The sequence below is a fragment of the uncultured Thiocystis sp. genome, from assembly GCF_903866365.1.
Taxonomy (GTDB): Bacteria; Pseudomonadota; Gammaproteobacteria; order Chromatiales; family Chromatiaceae; genus Chromatium.
The window spans coordinates 25,572-40,021 of the sequence record NZ_CAIPNF010000063.1; the positions used below are offsets into that span (position 1 = coordinate 25,572).

The 14,450-nt window shown below is 65.4% G+C and carries 15 protein-coding genes; 8 read left to right on the forward strand and 7 right to left on the reverse strand.

What is annotated here, in order from left to right:
• Positions 1 to 47: 47 nt before the first annotated feature.
• Positions 48 to 953, reverse strand: coding sequence for a complex I NDUFA9 subunit family protein (locus QZY07_RS04045; protein ID WP_295399975.1), 906 nt, complete (start codon positions 951 to 953; stop codon positions 48 to 50).
• 188 nt (positions 954 to 1,141) lie between these two features.
• Here QZY07_RS04045 and QZY07_RS04050 point away from each other — a divergent pair, with 188 nt between their 5' ends.
• A complete protein-coding gene (locus QZY07_RS04050; RefSeq protein WP_295399977.1) occupies positions 1,142 to 1,939 on the forward strand; it encodes a sulfite exporter TauE/SafE family protein in 798 nt (265 codons plus the stop codon).
• Here QZY07_RS04050 and QZY07_RS04055 read toward each other — a convergent pair.
• Complete coding sequence (locus QZY07_RS04055; RefSeq protein ID WP_295399979.1) at positions 1,929 to 2,603, reverse strand: hypothetical protein; 675 nt, start codon at positions 2,601 to 2,603, stop codon at positions 1,929 to 1,931. The genes QZY07_RS04050 and QZY07_RS04055 overlap by 11 nt on opposite strands.
• 162 nt (positions 2,604 to 2,765) lie before the next feature.
• A complete protein-coding gene (locus QZY07_RS04060) occupies positions 2,766 to 4,739 on the reverse strand; it encodes a transglycosylase SLT domain-containing protein (protein WP_295399981.1) in 1,974 nt (657 codons plus the stop codon).
• A 231-nt stretch (positions 4,740 to 4,970) separates the two neighbouring features.
• Here QZY07_RS04060 and QZY07_RS04065 point away from each other — a divergent pair, with 231 nt between their 5' ends.
• The 4 genes from QZY07_RS04065 (at position 4,971) to QZY07_RS04080 (ending at position 7,449) form a co-directional block, all read left to right on the forward strand.
• Positions 4,971 to 5,315 carry a hypothetical protein gene (locus QZY07_RS04065; RefSeq protein ID WP_295399983.1) on the forward strand — a complete coding sequence of 115 codons (345 nt, stop codon included), beginning with the start codon at positions 4,971 to 4,973 and terminating at the stop codon, positions 5,313 to 5,315.
• Between the two features lie 168 nt (positions 5,316 to 5,483).
• Positions 5,484 to 6,269, forward strand: a complete 786-nt coding sequence (gene amrB, locus QZY07_RS04070; RefSeq protein WP_295399985.1) for an AmmeMemoRadiSam system protein B — start codon at positions 5,484 to 5,486, stop codon at positions 6,267 to 6,269.
• Complete coding sequence (gene amrA, locus QZY07_RS04075; protein ID WP_295399988.1) at positions 6,247 to 6,924, forward strand: AmmeMemoRadiSam system protein A; 678 nt, start codon at positions 6,247 to 6,249, stop codon at positions 6,922 to 6,924. The genes amrB and amrA overlap by 23 nt, the downstream gene beginning before the upstream one ends.
• A 60-nt stretch (positions 6,925 to 6,984) precedes the next feature.
• Complete coding sequence (locus QZY07_RS04080) at positions 6,985 to 7,449, forward strand: EVE domain-containing protein (protein WP_295399990.1); 465 nt, start codon at positions 6,985 to 6,987, stop codon at positions 7,447 to 7,449.
• Positions 7,450 to 7,507: 58 nt separating this feature from the next.
• Here the strand turns inward: QZY07_RS04080 and QZY07_RS04085 are convergent, their stop codons facing one another.
• From QZY07_RS04085 to xthA, 4 genes are all read right to left on the reverse strand, one after another.
• Positions 7,508 to 7,864, reverse strand: a complete 357-nt coding sequence (locus QZY07_RS04085; RefSeq protein WP_295399991.1) for a hypothetical protein — start codon at positions 7,862 to 7,864, stop codon at positions 7,508 to 7,510.
• Between the two features lie 72 nt (positions 7,865 to 7,936).
• Entirely contained in the window at positions 7,937 to 8,272 is a 336-nt protein-coding gene (locus QZY07_RS04090; protein ID WP_295399992.1) for an SET domain-containing protein-lysine N-methyltransferase, read from the reverse strand.
• Between the two features lie 33 nt (positions 8,273 to 8,305).
• Complete coding sequence (locus QZY07_RS04095; RefSeq protein WP_295399993.1) at positions 8,306 to 10,522, reverse strand: VWA domain-containing protein; 2,217 nt, start codon at positions 10,520 to 10,522, stop codon at positions 8,306 to 8,308.
• Positions 10,519 to 11,340, reverse strand: coding sequence for an exodeoxyribonuclease III (gene xthA / locus QZY07_RS04100; RefSeq protein ID WP_295399994.1), 822 nt, complete (start codon positions 11,338 to 11,340; stop codon positions 10,519 to 10,521). Before xthA ends, QZY07_RS04095 begins: the two co-directional genes overlap by 4 nt.
• Positions 11,341 to 11,584: 244 nt before the next feature.
• Here xthA and QZY07_RS04105 point away from each other — a divergent pair, with 244 nt between their 5' ends.
• The 3 genes from QZY07_RS04105 (at position 11,585) to QZY07_RS04115 (ending at position 14,432) form a co-directional block, all read left to right on the forward strand.
• Positions 11,585 to 13,399, forward strand: coding sequence for a SulP family inorganic anion transporter (locus QZY07_RS04105; RefSeq protein WP_295399995.1), 1,815 nt, complete (start codon positions 11,585 to 11,587; stop codon positions 13,397 to 13,399).
• Positions 13,400 to 13,402: 3 nt separating this feature from the next.
• Positions 13,403 to 14,065, forward strand: coding sequence for an N-acetylmuramate alpha-1-phosphate uridylyltransferase MurU (gene murU / locus QZY07_RS04110; RefSeq protein ID WP_295399996.1), 663 nt, complete (start codon positions 13,403 to 13,405; stop codon positions 14,063 to 14,065).
• 133 nt (positions 14,066 to 14,198) lie between these two features.
• A complete protein-coding gene (locus QZY07_RS04115; RefSeq protein ID WP_295399997.1) occupies positions 14,199 to 14,432 on the forward strand; it encodes an ATP-binding protein in 234 nt (77 codons plus the stop codon).
• Positions 14,433 to 14,450: the final 18 nt, after the last annotated feature.

Genomic DNA, 14,450 nt, shown 5'->3' on the forward strand with positions numbered 1-14,450 from the left:
GTCCATTGCCCGCCTCTCTCTGGGTAGAGTGTTTTCAGGAAATCACCTTAACGAAGATAGCTCGGCACCACGAAATCGAGATCCGTGGCCGGTATCCCGAGTTCCCTGAGTCCATCGCGCTTGCACACGCTGTCCACCTGAAGCGACAGATAGTTGTCCATCGTGAATGGCTTGCCCGGTAATCGTTGGAAAATCCGCGCCTGAAGCCGAGAGAGTCGGTCATTTAAACCAAGCACCCACACCTCGCGCCCGATCCGCTCGCCCGTATAAAGGACCAGTTCACGGAGATCGAAGGCGCGCGGGCCGCAGAGTTCATAGGTCTTGCCATGGGTGTCTGGGTCGTCGAGACAGCGCAGCATGGCCTCCGCCACGTCCCCGACATAGACGGGCGCGAAGCGGGCATCCGGGCAGGCGAGCGGAAAGGGGCCGGGGAGCAGTCGCAACAACCCGGCGAAGCGGTTGAAGAAGCGGTCTCCGGGGCCGAAGATGACCGACGGGCGGAAGCTGGTCACCGCCAGCCCCTCCCCCGCCGCCGCGAACGCCACCGCCTCGCCGCGACCCTTGGTCCGAAGATAATCGCTTGGGCCGGACTCGGCGTTCGCGTGCAGCGCGCTCATGTGCAGATAGCGCGTCACGCCAGCCTGGAGAGCGGCGCGGGTCGCCGTCTCCACCGTCCGCACATGGGCCTGCTCGAACGTCCGCCCGCCGCCTTCGTTCAGAATGCCCGCCAGGTTGATCAGCACCGTGCAGCCGGCCATCGCCTCGGCCAGTTGCGCCGTTTCCCAACCCGCGATCTCGCACAATTCGCAGCCTGGAATCAGTCGCAGATGACGCTGCCGGTGCGGATGGCGCGTCGGCACGCGGCACGCCATCCCGGCGCGGGACAGACGGTTCAACAGATGCCGACCGACGAAGCCGGTTCCGCCAAGGACAAAGACGCGGTGATGTTTCATCTCGGTATGTGACTCATGCTGGGGTGCTGGGGCGCCGATTCGCCGCATTGCGGTGCGATCGCGCGATTAAGTGCTCAGGGCGCCATCACGGTTGAGCAGGTGTCGCGTATTATAGCCGCCGCGCCCCAAAGCTCTTGACGTTGTTTCCTCCTCCATTTCCAGGCTCAAACCCTTTCGTAAGCAACCCAATGCCAGCCCTCGAACTCTCCGCCTATCTGACGATCGGCATCCTGTCGGGCCTGCTGGCCGGACTCTTTGGGGTCGGCGGCGGCGTGGTCATCGTGCCCGCCCTGATCCTGATCTTCACCCGGATGGGCATCGGCGGAGACTGGATTCCGCATCTGGCGGTGGGCACCTCGCTGGCGACCATCATCGGCACCGGGGCGGCCTCGACCCGCGCCCATGATCGCCGCGGCGGTGTCCGTTGGGAGCTGGTGGCCCGGCTGGCGCCCGGCATCGTACTGGGAACCTGGGCCGGGGCGGGACTGGTCGCGAGCATCCCGGAATGGTGGTTGAAGCGCGTCTTTGCGGGATTTCTGGTCTTGGTGAGTCTGCGCATGCTGATACGATCAGCACCGCGACGCAGTGCCCCGCTGCCTGGAACGGGTCGTCTGTGGGCGGTCGGCGGCGGGATCGGGATGCTCTCCGCGCTGGTCGGGATCGGCGGCGGCACCATGACCGTGCCCTTCCTGAACCGCCATGGGCTGGAGATGCGTCAGGCGGTCGGCACCTCCGCCGCCATCGGGCTGCCCATCGCGATCGCGGGCGCCATCGGCTTGATCCTGGCCGGGTGGGGGCGGGTCGGGCTCCCCGCGTTCAGCACCGGCTTCGTCTATTGGCCGGCGGTCGGGGTCATGCTGCTCGCCAGCGTGCCGGCCGCGCCGCTCGGGGCGCGTCTCGCCCATGCCCTGCCGGTCGCGCTTCTGAAACGTCTCTTTGGGCTCTTGCTGCTTGCGGTCGCGCTCCGGCTCGCCTTCAGCGACTGAGCGATTCGCGTCCCTGACCAAACACCAGACGCCGATAGAGAAAGACCTCGCCGCTCTGATTGCGCAGCGCCAGGCGGCCCTGGTCGAGCGCGAACTCGAACGTCTGGGTGAAATTCTCACGCGAGTTGGTCAGTTCGATACGGGTTGGGCCAATGCCAACCCCGCCCTCGATGAAACCGTCGCAGGCGGAGTAAAGCCGATAGAAGGCGCCCTGCACGATGAGCAAACCGCCCTGGTTGTCCTCCCAAAGCCCCTCCAGCGACGCACCGCCCCCCGGCGTCGCCCCGACCGCGCCGGACAGCGGCAGGCTCTGGGAGAAACGCTCCGCCATCTGATTCATCTGCGCGCCGCCGGGCATGCCCTGAACGCCGGGGACGGACAGGCCGGGGACGGCGCCAAAGGGCGAAGGCAGACCCGTCATCCCCGGCATACTCATGGGAGTGTAGGGCATCGTCTGACCCATGGCGGGCGGACCCGCGCCCGGCCCACCCACGCCGGTATTGGCGAACCCCATCGATTCCATCATGCGCGCGATCGCATTGGCCATGGCCTCGGCCATGGTCTGCTCGGCGAGCGCGCCTCCCGCCAGACCGAGCGAGAGCGCCAGCGCCAGGAGGAGTCGCGCGATGAGCGGCAGGGAGCGGCGAGACAGGATCGACATCATCAGGATTTAAACCAGGGATACGGAGTTCGAGACTAGGCCGGAACGGCGACGCGCGGGGATAAGGGTCGACCGGCCGGGCTAACGCCGCTTTAACAGGATGCGTCAAGCGCGAGAGTCTAACAGACCAGGGCGCATCCGGAATGGCTCGCCAGGCCGAATCGTTCAGGGCTCCAGCCGCGCCTCGCGCCAGAAACCGGCCCCCGGCACCGGCGGCAACAGGTCGCTCAGGCGCACCGGCGCAAGCCCCAGACGATCCGCATAGATCACGCGATAGGTCAAGACGCGCTCCACATACGCGCGCGTCTCGGCAAAGGGGATCCCGGCAATCCAGAGATCCGCGTCGAGACACGCCTCGGGCAGCCAGCGCGCGACCCGGTTCGGTCCCGCGTTATAGGCCGCCGTGGCGAGCGCGGCATGCCCGAAGCGATCGCGCATCCGGGCCAGATAGGTACTGCCGAGCGCGATGTTCAGGGCGGGGTCGAGCAATGACCAGCGCGAGGGCGCGTCCAGCTCCAGCTCCGCCGCGACCTCCGCCGCGGTGGCGGGCATCAGTTGCATCAACCCCAGGGCGCCGGCGTTCGAGGCGATCGTGCGCGCGAAGACGCTCTCCTGACGCATCACCGCGAAGATCCAGTCGGCATCGATCCCGGTCTGCCACGCCTGCTCGGTCACCAGCTCCCGATAGGTCAGGGGGAAGCGCAGGTGCAGATCGTCCCAATAACCGGTGCGCGCCAGCGTGAAGATGGCCTGATCGTGCCAGCGCAGCGCATCGGCGATCACGGCCGCCGCCAGCAGATCCGGCGATTCCAGATTCCGGGTCAGCGCGCGCCACTCGCGGCGGATATCGGCCTCCCGCCCCAGGGGATAGAGTTCCCGGATCCGCTGAAACGACGGCGCGAGGACGAGACGGCGAATCCGCTCGGGTTCCGCCGGGGTCGGCGCATGCTCCAGACGATAGGGCTGTCCGCTCCGGTCCGCCGCCAGGAAGCCCCAGAAACTGCGCTGGCGCGCCGCCTGCTCAAAACTGGCTTGAGCCGCTGCCGGGCGCCCCAGTTTCTCCTCGGCGCGTCCCTGCCAGTAGAGCCAGCGGTCGCGTTTCTCCTCGCTGTCCGGCATGCGCGCGATCCACTTGGCCACCCAGTCCCACGCGCTCAGCTCGATGGCGGCGCGCAGGCGCGCCTCCTGCTCCGGAAGATTCTCCCCGGTCTCCCGCAGACCGTCCCAATAGGCAAGCCCCAGACGATCGCCGGTGCGCGCGAGCGCGCGACCCACCGCGGCATGGGCGCGGTCGAGCGCCGCCGGGTCAAGCGTCAGCGCCTCGCGCCACTGCATCAGCGCCAAGGCCGCGTCATCCGGCGCGCGCCGCGCCAACCGAACAATCCCATGAGCGAGGATCGCCGCGCGCAGCGGATGCGCGTCGGCAAATTCCGCCGACTCCAGCATCCGGGCGGGATCCCGATCCAGGTCCAGCCAGCGTTCCAGCCAGGGACGCTCGGCCTCGGGCAGAAGCTTCCCAAGCCCACGGGCCAAGCCCGCCTCGCCAGACTCCATCGCCAACCGGATCCGCTGCCAGGTCAACCCGGTCGTCAGATGACCGGCCTGCCGCCAGGCCGCGAAGACAGGATCGCAGGCATCCGGCCGCGAGCGCGCCGACAGCCAGATCGACTCGACCTGGGGCATGGCCTCCTCGGCGCGGCCGGTCTCGATCAGCGCGCGCAGAAACAGACAGCGGCGCTCGACCGACTCGTCCGCCCGATAGATCCGCGCATAATCGGTCCAGCGTCCGGCGTCGGCGAGCCGGCGCAGATACGCCAGGCGCAGACGGTCGGACAGCGGCGAATCCGGATCGGCGGCGAGAAAGTCCTCGATCGCGGCGTCCGGCGTCGCCTTCAGGTTTCCGGTCAGATCGGCGAAGCGCAGATAGGGATAAAGCGGATACTCGCGCAGCGTGTCGGCCAGCGACTCGAAACGCGCCCGGTCGCCCTCCTTGAGCGCCTGCTCGGCGGCGAGAAAATCATCCCGACTGTCCGCGCTGGCCGCCATGGCGGTCAACGTCAACAGGCTGGCCAGCACCAGACGCAAGGCAGCGGAGACAAGACGCTGGGGAGAAGAAACACAAGGGAGGTTGGCAGTCATCGGTCGCGTGAGATGGCGGAAACCAGAGATGGAGACGCAAGGAGCCCAGTGTACCTTGAAGTCCAGACCCTATTTGAGCATGGCCGCGATCCAAGGCTCGAACCATGAACGCCAGGAAGTCTGATATAAAGCAAACCGACCATCGCCTTTCGGTTGCCGGCAACCCGCGAATTCCCTCCCCAATTCCCTCCCCCATACCCCTGAATTCCGATCACTAAACAGAGAGATCCCATGAAAACAACCATCATCGCATTGATTTTCCTATTGATCGGCGGATCCATCGGAGGCATTCTGGCGCTTGGCTTCGGCATGGGAATGGGCGCCGCCAGCGGTGCGGTGATGGGCGCTCAGGCGGGTGTCTGTCTCGCGACCGACATCGCGCGGCAACAAGGGCTGCTCGATGCCGCCGCGCAGAATACGGTCGTCTCTGCCGCCATCGCCGGGATTCGCGCGCAAAGCGCCGCTGTCCCCATCGAGGCGGGAATCGAGTGGATCGAGGATGCCGCGGGTTGCCGCAAGCTGCTCGATCGGTTCGCCCAAGGTTCCATTCCTGCAACAACGCCCACCGCGAACTGACGCGGCGACCGCCGCGGACCAAGCCGCATGGATCGGGACGCCCCTCAAGATCCCTGGCTCGGCACTGGAGATGCCTAAACTTTTTGCGAGAGAGACGTTATAGTTACTGTAGGGATCCCGCTTGCAATCGGTTTTTTGTCCAACACCTGATCCGCAGGAGGTGCCGCCATGTTACTGGTTCGACAACCTGCGGTGGCCGACCGCTTCTACCCCGGCGACCCGCGTGAACTGACGCGGATGCTGGACAGCTTCCTGGCCGAAACGCCGCCGCGCACCCCGCCGCCCAAGGCCCTGATCGTCCCGCACGCCGGCTATATTTACTCCGGTCCGATCGCCGCGACCGCCTACGCCACGCTGGCGCCGGCACGCGCGAGCGTCACCCGCGTCATCCTGATGGGACCAAGCCATCGGGTGCCGTTGCGCGGTCTGGCGACGAGCAGCGCCGACCGGTTCGACACCCCGCTGGGCGCGATACCGCTGGACCGGGCGGCCATCAATCAGGCGCTCGCCCTGCCCCAGGTTCGGTCCATGGACGAGGCCCACGCGCTGGAACACAGCTTGGAGGTCCAGCTTCCCTTTCTGCAGCGGGTGCTGGCGGATTTCAGCCTGGCCCCGTTCGTGGTCGGCGACGCCAGCCCCGACGCGGTGGCCGAGGTGCTGGAGCTGCTCTGGGGCGGTCCCGAAACACTCATCGTCATCAGCTCCGATCTGAGCCACTATCATGACGACCGCACCGCGCGACGCCTGGATGCCGCCACCTCCGCGGCCATCGAGGCGCTGCGTCCGGACAACATCGGTTACGACCAGGCCTGCGGCCGCACCCCGGTCAACGGACTCCTGACGGTGGCGAAACGGCGCGGCTTGCAGGCGCGGACTCTGGACCTGCGCAATTCGGGCGACACCGCCGGATCGCGCGATCAAGTTGTGGGTTATGGCGCCTATGTCTTCCATTGAGTCAAAGCCGACCAGTGCGTCAAAGCCGAACGGCGACGCCGAGCCACGCGACATCGCCCTGGACCGGCAACGCCGGATCCTGCTGGAGGTGGCGGCACGCTCCATCGCCACCGGCCTAGAGTGCGGGAGGCCACTGGAGCTGGATCCCGTCGACTACCCCGAGCCGCTGCGGGCGATCCGCGCCACCTTCGTCACCCTTGAGCGCGACGGCGCGCTGCGCGGTTGCATCGGCGTCCTGGACGCCTTTCGCCCTTTGGTGGAAGACGTCGCGCGGAACGCCTTCGCCGCCGCCTTCCAGGATCCCCGCTTCGCGCGGCTGCAACCGGAGGAATGCCCCCGGCTGACGATCAAAATCTCCGTCCTCACCCCGCCGGAACCGCTGGAGTTCGCCTCACAGTCCGATCTGCTCGACCGCATCCGTCCCGGGATTGACGGACTCATACTCACCGAACAGGGCCGGCGCGGCACCTTCCTCCCCTCCGTGTGGGAGCAGTTGCCGGAGACGGCGTCCTTCCTGGAGCATCTCAAGCGCAAGGCCGGGCTACCCTTCGGGTATTGGTCCGACACCTTGCGGGTGTCCCGCTACACGACCAAGTCATTTGGCGGATCCTTCAGTGACATCGATGCACGGATCCAGGCTCGGACACCGACCTGAATCGCATCCAAACGGCGCCGCGTCACCGCTCGGAAAATCTGAACAAGTTTGAAATCACTCATGAACTACTGGCTCTTCAAATCCGAACCCGAGACCTTCGGCATCGACGATCTGGCATCGCGACCCAATCAAACCGAGCCCTGGGACGGGGTGCGCAATTATCAGGCGCGCAACATGCTTCGCGACCAGATGCGAATCGGCGACCGGATTCTCTTCTATCACTCCAATTGCGAGGTGCCAGGGGTGGTCGGAATCGCCGAGACCTCGAGCGCACCCCGCCCGGATCCCACCGCTTTCGATCCAGAGGCAAAATATTTCGATCCCAGGAGCAACCTCGATCAGCCACGCTGGTATCTGGTGGATGTGCGCTATGTGCGTCATCTGAAACGGACCATCCCGCTTGCGGAACTCAAGGCACACGCGCCGGGCGAGTTGGATGGGATGCCGCTGGTACGCAAAGGCAATCGGCTCTCGATCATGCCGGTCAGCCCGGAGCAGTGGCGGTTCATCCTGGGACTGGAGTAGACCGCGATTGCTCGGTGCGACGCCCTGAGGCAACCGGAGTTACCCACGGATCTCGCGTCTACAGCAGCCTGACGACTGGCACCTGCTGGAGTCCAAGCATCTGCCTGCCAAGCTTGATCGCCTGTTCGGCGAAAGTCTCCAGATCGCCCCAGCCGTCGCTCGTATCGACCACTTCGGACATGAGCGCGTTCACGACCCGCAGTCGATAGGCGCCATCGGCGCGCTCGGCGGGCGGTGTCTGCTCGGCGCAGACATAGAGTACAGGCTCGCGCTGCGCCGGCGGGACGAGAGCCAGGATATAGCGGTAGAAACGGCCATCCCCGCTCTCGATCTCGCCCAGAAGCGAGGCGGTATGGTCGCCCACCTGATAACGGCGTTGCGGGATCGCGGTCTTGATCGCTGGACGGTCTTGCATCGGCTTGCTCCGTTGAAATGTTCTGAACAGATGGGGATGTACCGCGCGGAACGCGAGACGAAGCGGTTTGGTTCAGGATCCGGCTGCATAGTCGATACTGATTTCCTCATCCACGGCGATCGTCCGCCGGGCATAAAGGTCGAAACCGTCGAACTCGGCATTCGGCCGATCGCTGTGATTCAGCCAGCGCAACAGATTATTGCCGCGCCGACCGATCAAGACACCCGTCTCGACCGCATAGAGCCAGAGCACATGAGGACCGTCTTCATCGACCTCGACGCCTTCGAAGGTTCCGATGTAATCCCCGGCAGCGAACCGCACGCGGGCAAAACAACCTTGACCATGAATCGGCGACCGGGCCGCATAGAGCCGGCAGCGCAGCGGGTCGAGTGCATGATGGAGACGCAAGATACCGATGGTTCCCGTATGGCAAGAGTGAACCTACACCGTCATCCGCCGATAAATCTCCGAGACCCGCAATGGCAGCCTGTCGACCTTCTCGACCAGGACGTAACCGGCTGGCCCGAACACATGGGGAAGATACGCCTGGGCCTGATCGTCGATGGTGATGCAGAACGGATGGACGCCCCGCCCGCGCGCCTCCAGCACCGCCTGGCGGGTGTCCTCGATGCCATAGTCGCCACGGTAGCCGTCTTCGTCGTCGGGGCGGCCGTCGGACAGGACGATGAGGACGCGGGTGCGCGCCTCGACCGCCAGCAGCTTGCGGGTCAGATGACGGATGGCGACGCCCATGCGGGTGTAGTCCTGGGGCCGGATGCCGCTGATGCGGGCCTGCACCTTGGCATCGTAGGGCTCGGCGAAGTCCTTGACGCGGTAGCTGTCGCAACGGGTGTGGGTATAGCCGGAGAAGCCGTGGATGGCGTAGCGGTCGCCCAGACGTTCCAGCGCCTCGCACAGCAGCACCAGCGATTCGCGTTGGGCGTCGTTGATCCAACCCTTGGTGGAGCCGCTCATGTCCACCATGAAGAGCACCGCGAGATGGCGATCGAGCTTGCGGCGACGCAGAAACAGTCGGTCGGTCATCTCCAGCCCCTGGGTCCGATCGGCGTGGGCCTCGACCAGGGCATCGATGTCCAGATCGTCGCCAAAGGGTTCGCGCTTGATCAGCCGTTCTTCGCCACGGATCGCCTCGAAGGTGCGGTAGAGGTGTTTCAATAATCCCCGGTATTTGTGACGGGTCGCGGCGACGAAATCATCCGGCTGGGGGTGGACATCCTTCTCGCGCAGTTGGCACCAACCCTTGCGATAGCCCTGACGGCCGGCGTCCCATTCGTCGTAGAGGAAGGCGCCGGATGCCGGCGCGGGCGCGGCGTCCTCGCGGGCTTGCCCCGACTGATGCTGATAAACGCCCTGCCCCGCCGCCTCCAGAAACTCGGGCGGGATATGGCCGAAGTCCTGTGCGATGGATTGCAGGAGTTGCACGGTCTCGGGGATCGGGCGCACCGGCTGGTCGCCCAGCCGCAATTGGAAGGCGAAACCGTCGGGCCAGTCGTCATCGGGTTCGGGATCGACTCGAAACGTCGGCGGTTCGCCGGCGGTCGCACGGCGCGCAACCCCCTGTTCGTCGGCGATCCGGGCGAGCGCCACGGCGAGCCGCTCGCGTTCGCGGGCGATCCGCGCGGCGCTAACCTCGGCCACCCGTTGCGGGTCCAGCACGCCCTGATAGCAGACCGGCTCCAGCGGCTCGACACCGGCGGCATGGAGTTCGCCCGCCAACGTCCAGCTCAGGGCCGCGTCGGCCTCGGGATGGGCGACCCGCTCGGCCGCGGCGCGCCACACCGGCGCCAGCGCGGCGCGCCCCGCCAGTCGTCGCATCTCGCGCCAGAGACCGGGGAGTTCGGCGGCCAGCCGGGCATCCAGCCGGAGCCCTTCGAGCGATTGGAACAGATCCAGCACCTGGCGCGGATCCGGGTAGCCCGCCAGCCGGACGAGCGCGGGCTCGCGCCAGGTACCGAACCAAATCTGCGCCCAGAGATGAGCGACGATGGCCTTATACAGTCGAAAATTGTCGTCGCGTTCGGCGAAGCGACTCAGAACGGGGGGTAGGAAGAGCGTCTCGGTGTCGGTCAGGACGGCCTCGCCGGTCTCCAGGCGCAGCCCGCGCCCGGCGAGACCGGTGACAAAGGATTCCAGCACCGGCGCGATCTCGGCGAAACGCACCTGGCGATGGAGATCGCGCCGCGCGCGGGCGTCCTCGGCCACATGGCGCAGGATGCGCAGAGCGCCCTGAGTGCCCGAGCGGTCGTAGCTGTCGAGCAGGCCCATGATCCAGTCATGGATCGCCTCATCCGGGAGATGCCGCAGGATCTCCGGGGAATGGACGCAGAGATGATAGGTCAGCTCCAGACTGGTGCGGGCGACCCGCTCCAGATGACCGAACAGGGCCTCCACCCGCTCCGCCGGGAACCAGGCCAGCGCCTCGGCGGACGGGCGCACGCTGCGGCGCATCGACAGCACCATGAAGACGAGCGTTTCGAGCCGGACGTGGATGATGTCGGCGGAGAGCGCACCCGGCGCCCGGCGTCCGTCCTGTCCATAGCGGCTGGCCAACTCCTCGGCATCGAGCGGGGTGGCGCGGATGCGGGCCAGGCATTCCTCCTGACCAATATGGATGTCAAGGCCGCGCCCGTCGCTCATGGCAGGTCGAAACTGGCCCACACCGGGCAATGATCCGAGGGTTTCTCCATGCCACGGATGGCATGGTCGATGTCGGCGGCGAGGAGACGCTCGCGCAACGGCGCGGTCACCAGCAGATGATCGATCCGCAACCCATGTTTGGGCTCGCGCTCGAAGCCGCGCGAGCGATAATCGAACCAACTGAACCGGTCGTCGACCTCGGGGTGCAGCGCGCGATAGGCGTCGGTCAGGCCCCAGTCCGCGATCGCCTTGAGCCAGTCCCGCTCTTCCGGCAAAAAGCTGCATTTACCGGTCCGCAACCAGCGTTTGGCGTTGTCCGCGCCAATTCCGATGTCCAGATCCAGCGGGGCCACGTTCATGTCGCCAAGCACCACCAGATTCTGGTCCGGCGCGAAGGCTGCGCGCAGATAGTCCAGCAGATCCGCATAGAATTTCCGTTTCGCGGGGAATTTCAGCGGATGGTCGCGGCCCTCGCCCTGGGGGAAATAGCCGTTGATGACGGTGATCTCGCCACCGTCCGACAAGGGGTAGCGTCCGGCGATGAGGCGGCGCTGGGCGTCTTCGGAGTCGTGCGGAAAGCCCCGGGTCACGGCCAGCGGCTCGACCCGGCTGAGCAGGGCCACGCCATAATGGCCTTTCTGACCGTGGACGTGGGTCGCGTAACCCAGTCCCCGCGCCCAGTCGAAGGGAAACTGCTCGTCGGCGACCTTGCATTCCTGAAGACCGATCACGTCGGGCGCATGCGCCGCTTTCAGCGCCTCGATCTGATGCGGCCGGGCGCGAATTCCGTTGATGTTGAACGAGACGATCTTAAACAATTCAGGCAGCCTCAGGTGACTCGAATGCGTCGTAAGGCTAGCATGCCGGGGCGAGGCGTCAAAATCTGGTCCAGGTCTGCGCTATGTTCATGTGCATTAAAGTTCCATAATATAGAGATGATTCACTTGGCTCGGTCGCCGTCCGCCGTTGGGACGTCATCCCGACCCAGGCGTGATCGGCCCGGCGCCGTGACATCTTGCACCTGCTCCCGGTATCCCTCATCGCTCAGGACGTCATCCCAGCATGAAGACGCTTCGCTCGCTCAATCTCGCCGAAAAGGCTCAACAATCGCTCGCGGCCTCCGCGAGAGTGCTGCGTTCGCTCGACTGGTCCTGGTCAACGCCCTATAAAAACTGGCTGCCCAAGGTCGGACCCGCCGAGATCAAGGCCGACCTCCTCGCCGCGCTAACCGGGGCCATCGTGGTGCTGCCCCAGGGTGTCGCCTTTGCCACCATCGCCGGAATGCCGCCCGAATATGGCCTCTATGCCGGGATGGTGCCGGCCATCATTGCCGCTTGGTTCGGATCGTCGCGGCATCTGGTCTCCGGCCCGACCACGGCCGCCTCGGTGGTGCTGTTCTCGGCGCTCTCCGTGATGGCGCTGCCGGGTTCGCCCGACTATGTCGTCCTGGCCCTGACCCTCACCTTCATGGTCGGCGTCATGGAACTGGCGCTGGGATTCGCCCGTCTGGGCGCGCTGGTCAACTTTATCTCGCATTCCGTGGTGGTGGGCTTTACGGCGGGCGCGGCGGTGCTCATCGCGGCCAAGCAACTCAAGCATTTTTTTGGCGTCGAGATGGATAGCGGCGGCAATCTGCATGAAATCGTGTTCCATTTCGGCCAGCACCTGCTGGAGACCAACCCCAGCGCGACGCTCGTCGCCGCCGTGACCCTGGGGATCGGCATTGCCTGCAAACGCTGGCTCCCGAAGATTCCCTACATGATCGTCGCCATGATTGTCGGCAGTCTGCTGGCGCTGGGTCTGACTGACTGGCTGGGAGCGGCGCAGACCGGCATCGCCACCGTGGGCGCGCTGCCCTCGACCCTGCCGCCGCTATCGGCGCCCTCGCTGACGCTGGAACATATTCGCCAGCTCGCGCCCTCGGCACTGGCCGTGACCCTGTTCGCCTTGACCGAGGCCGTTTCAATCGGTCGCTCGCTGGCCGCGCGGGGCGGTTATCGCATCGACGGCAATCAGGAGTTCATCGGTCAGGGTCTGTCGAACATCGCCGGGTCATTCTTCTCGGGCTATGTCGCCACTGGCTCCTTCAACCGCAGCGGAATCAATTACGAGGCCGGCGCCCGTACCCCGCTGGCATCGATCTTTGCCGCCTTCATGCTGATGGCCATCGTGCTGCTGGTGGCGCCTTATGCGAGTTATCTGCCCAAGGCGGCGATGGCCGGAATCCTTTTCCTGGTTGCCTGGAATCTGGTCGATTTCGTGGAGATCCGCCATATCCTGCACTCGTCCAAGCGCGAGACGGCCGTGCTGGGCGTCACCTTTTTCTCCGCCATCTTCCTGGAGCTGGAATTCGCGATCTTCGCTGGCGTCCTGCTGTCGCTGGTGCTCTATCTCGAACGCACCTCCAAGCCGCGTATCGTGACCCTCGCGCCAAATCCATTCCTGCCCAACCACGCCTTTTCCAGCGATCCTGAGCTGACCCAATGCCCGCAACTGCGCTTCCTGCGCATCGATGGCTCGCTCTTCTTCGGCTCGGTCCCTCACGTCGAGCAGTTCTTCGACAAATTGCGCGCCGAATACCCGCAACAGAAACATCTGGCGCTGTTCGCCAACGGCATCAATTTCGTGGATCTCCAGGGAGGGCAGACGCTCTCGCGAGAGATCGCAAAACGTTTCGCGGACGGTGGCGGGATGTATCTGATTAACGTCAAGCAAGGTCTGTGGGAGGAACTGGAACGCTGCGGCTGCCTGGATGACACGGGGGCGCGCAATGTCTTCCAATCCAAGACGGCGGCGATCCGCGGGATCTACCAGAAGCTTGATAAGAGCGTCTGCGCCACCTGCGACAAGCGGATCTTCCGCGAGTGCAATGCCTGACCCATGAAAGCCATGATCCTCGCGGCGGGACGCGGCAACCGCATGCGGCCATTGACCGACCACACGCCCAAACCGCTGCTCGAAGCCGCCGGCAAGCCGCTCATCGTCTATCACATCGAGCGTCTGGCGGCGGCCGGTATCCATGATTTGGTCATCAATCATGCCCATCTGGGCGACCGGATCGAGGCGGCCCTGGGCGATGGCGCCGACTTCGGGGTACGCATCCGCTATTCGGCCGAGGGACAGGCGCTCGAAACCGGCGGCGGCATCTTCAAGGCGCTTCCGCTGCTTGGCCCCGCGCCGTTTCTGGTGGTCAACGGCGATGTCTGGACCGATTGCGCGCTGACCGATCTGAACCTGGACGCGGGCGACCTGGCCCATCTGATCCTGGTGGACAATCCGCCGCATCACCCGACGGGCGACTTCGCCCTTGCCCAGGGGCGCGTGTCGGCCGATGGATCGCCGCGTTTTACCTTCAGCGGTCTCGGACTCTATCGCCCGGAACTCTTCCACGGCTGTCCATCCGGCGCCTTCCCGCTCGCGCCCCTTTTGCGCCACGCCATGCGGGCGGGACGGGTCGGCGGTCGGCGGCATGCCGGGCGCTGGTTCGACATCGGCACGCCGGAGCGCCTGGCCGAGCTGGATCGGCTGCTTGGGCGGCAGTAAACCGCGCTTCCGGGAGCGAAGCTCAAACCGGGCGCTATACTAAATCCAACCAACGTCGCCGAAACCGCGCAAACCGTCCGCAAGCCTCTTTATCCCACCCGAATATCATTCACGAAACGAGTAGAGGATCATCGTGAACATTCAGATTGCCGACATTACCCTGCACATCGACGAGTCCCTGGATGCCGAAAACCGCGCACGCCTCGAGACCGCGATCCGCGCCGTCGATGGCGTGGTCAGCGTCCATGCCCAAGCGGACCGGCCCCATCTGATGATCGTCGGATATAACCCCGAGAAGACCAGCAGCGCGGCCATCCTGGAGACCGTGACCGCGCAAGGCATCCATGCTGAATTGATCGGGCTGTAACGCGATATCGCCATTGCT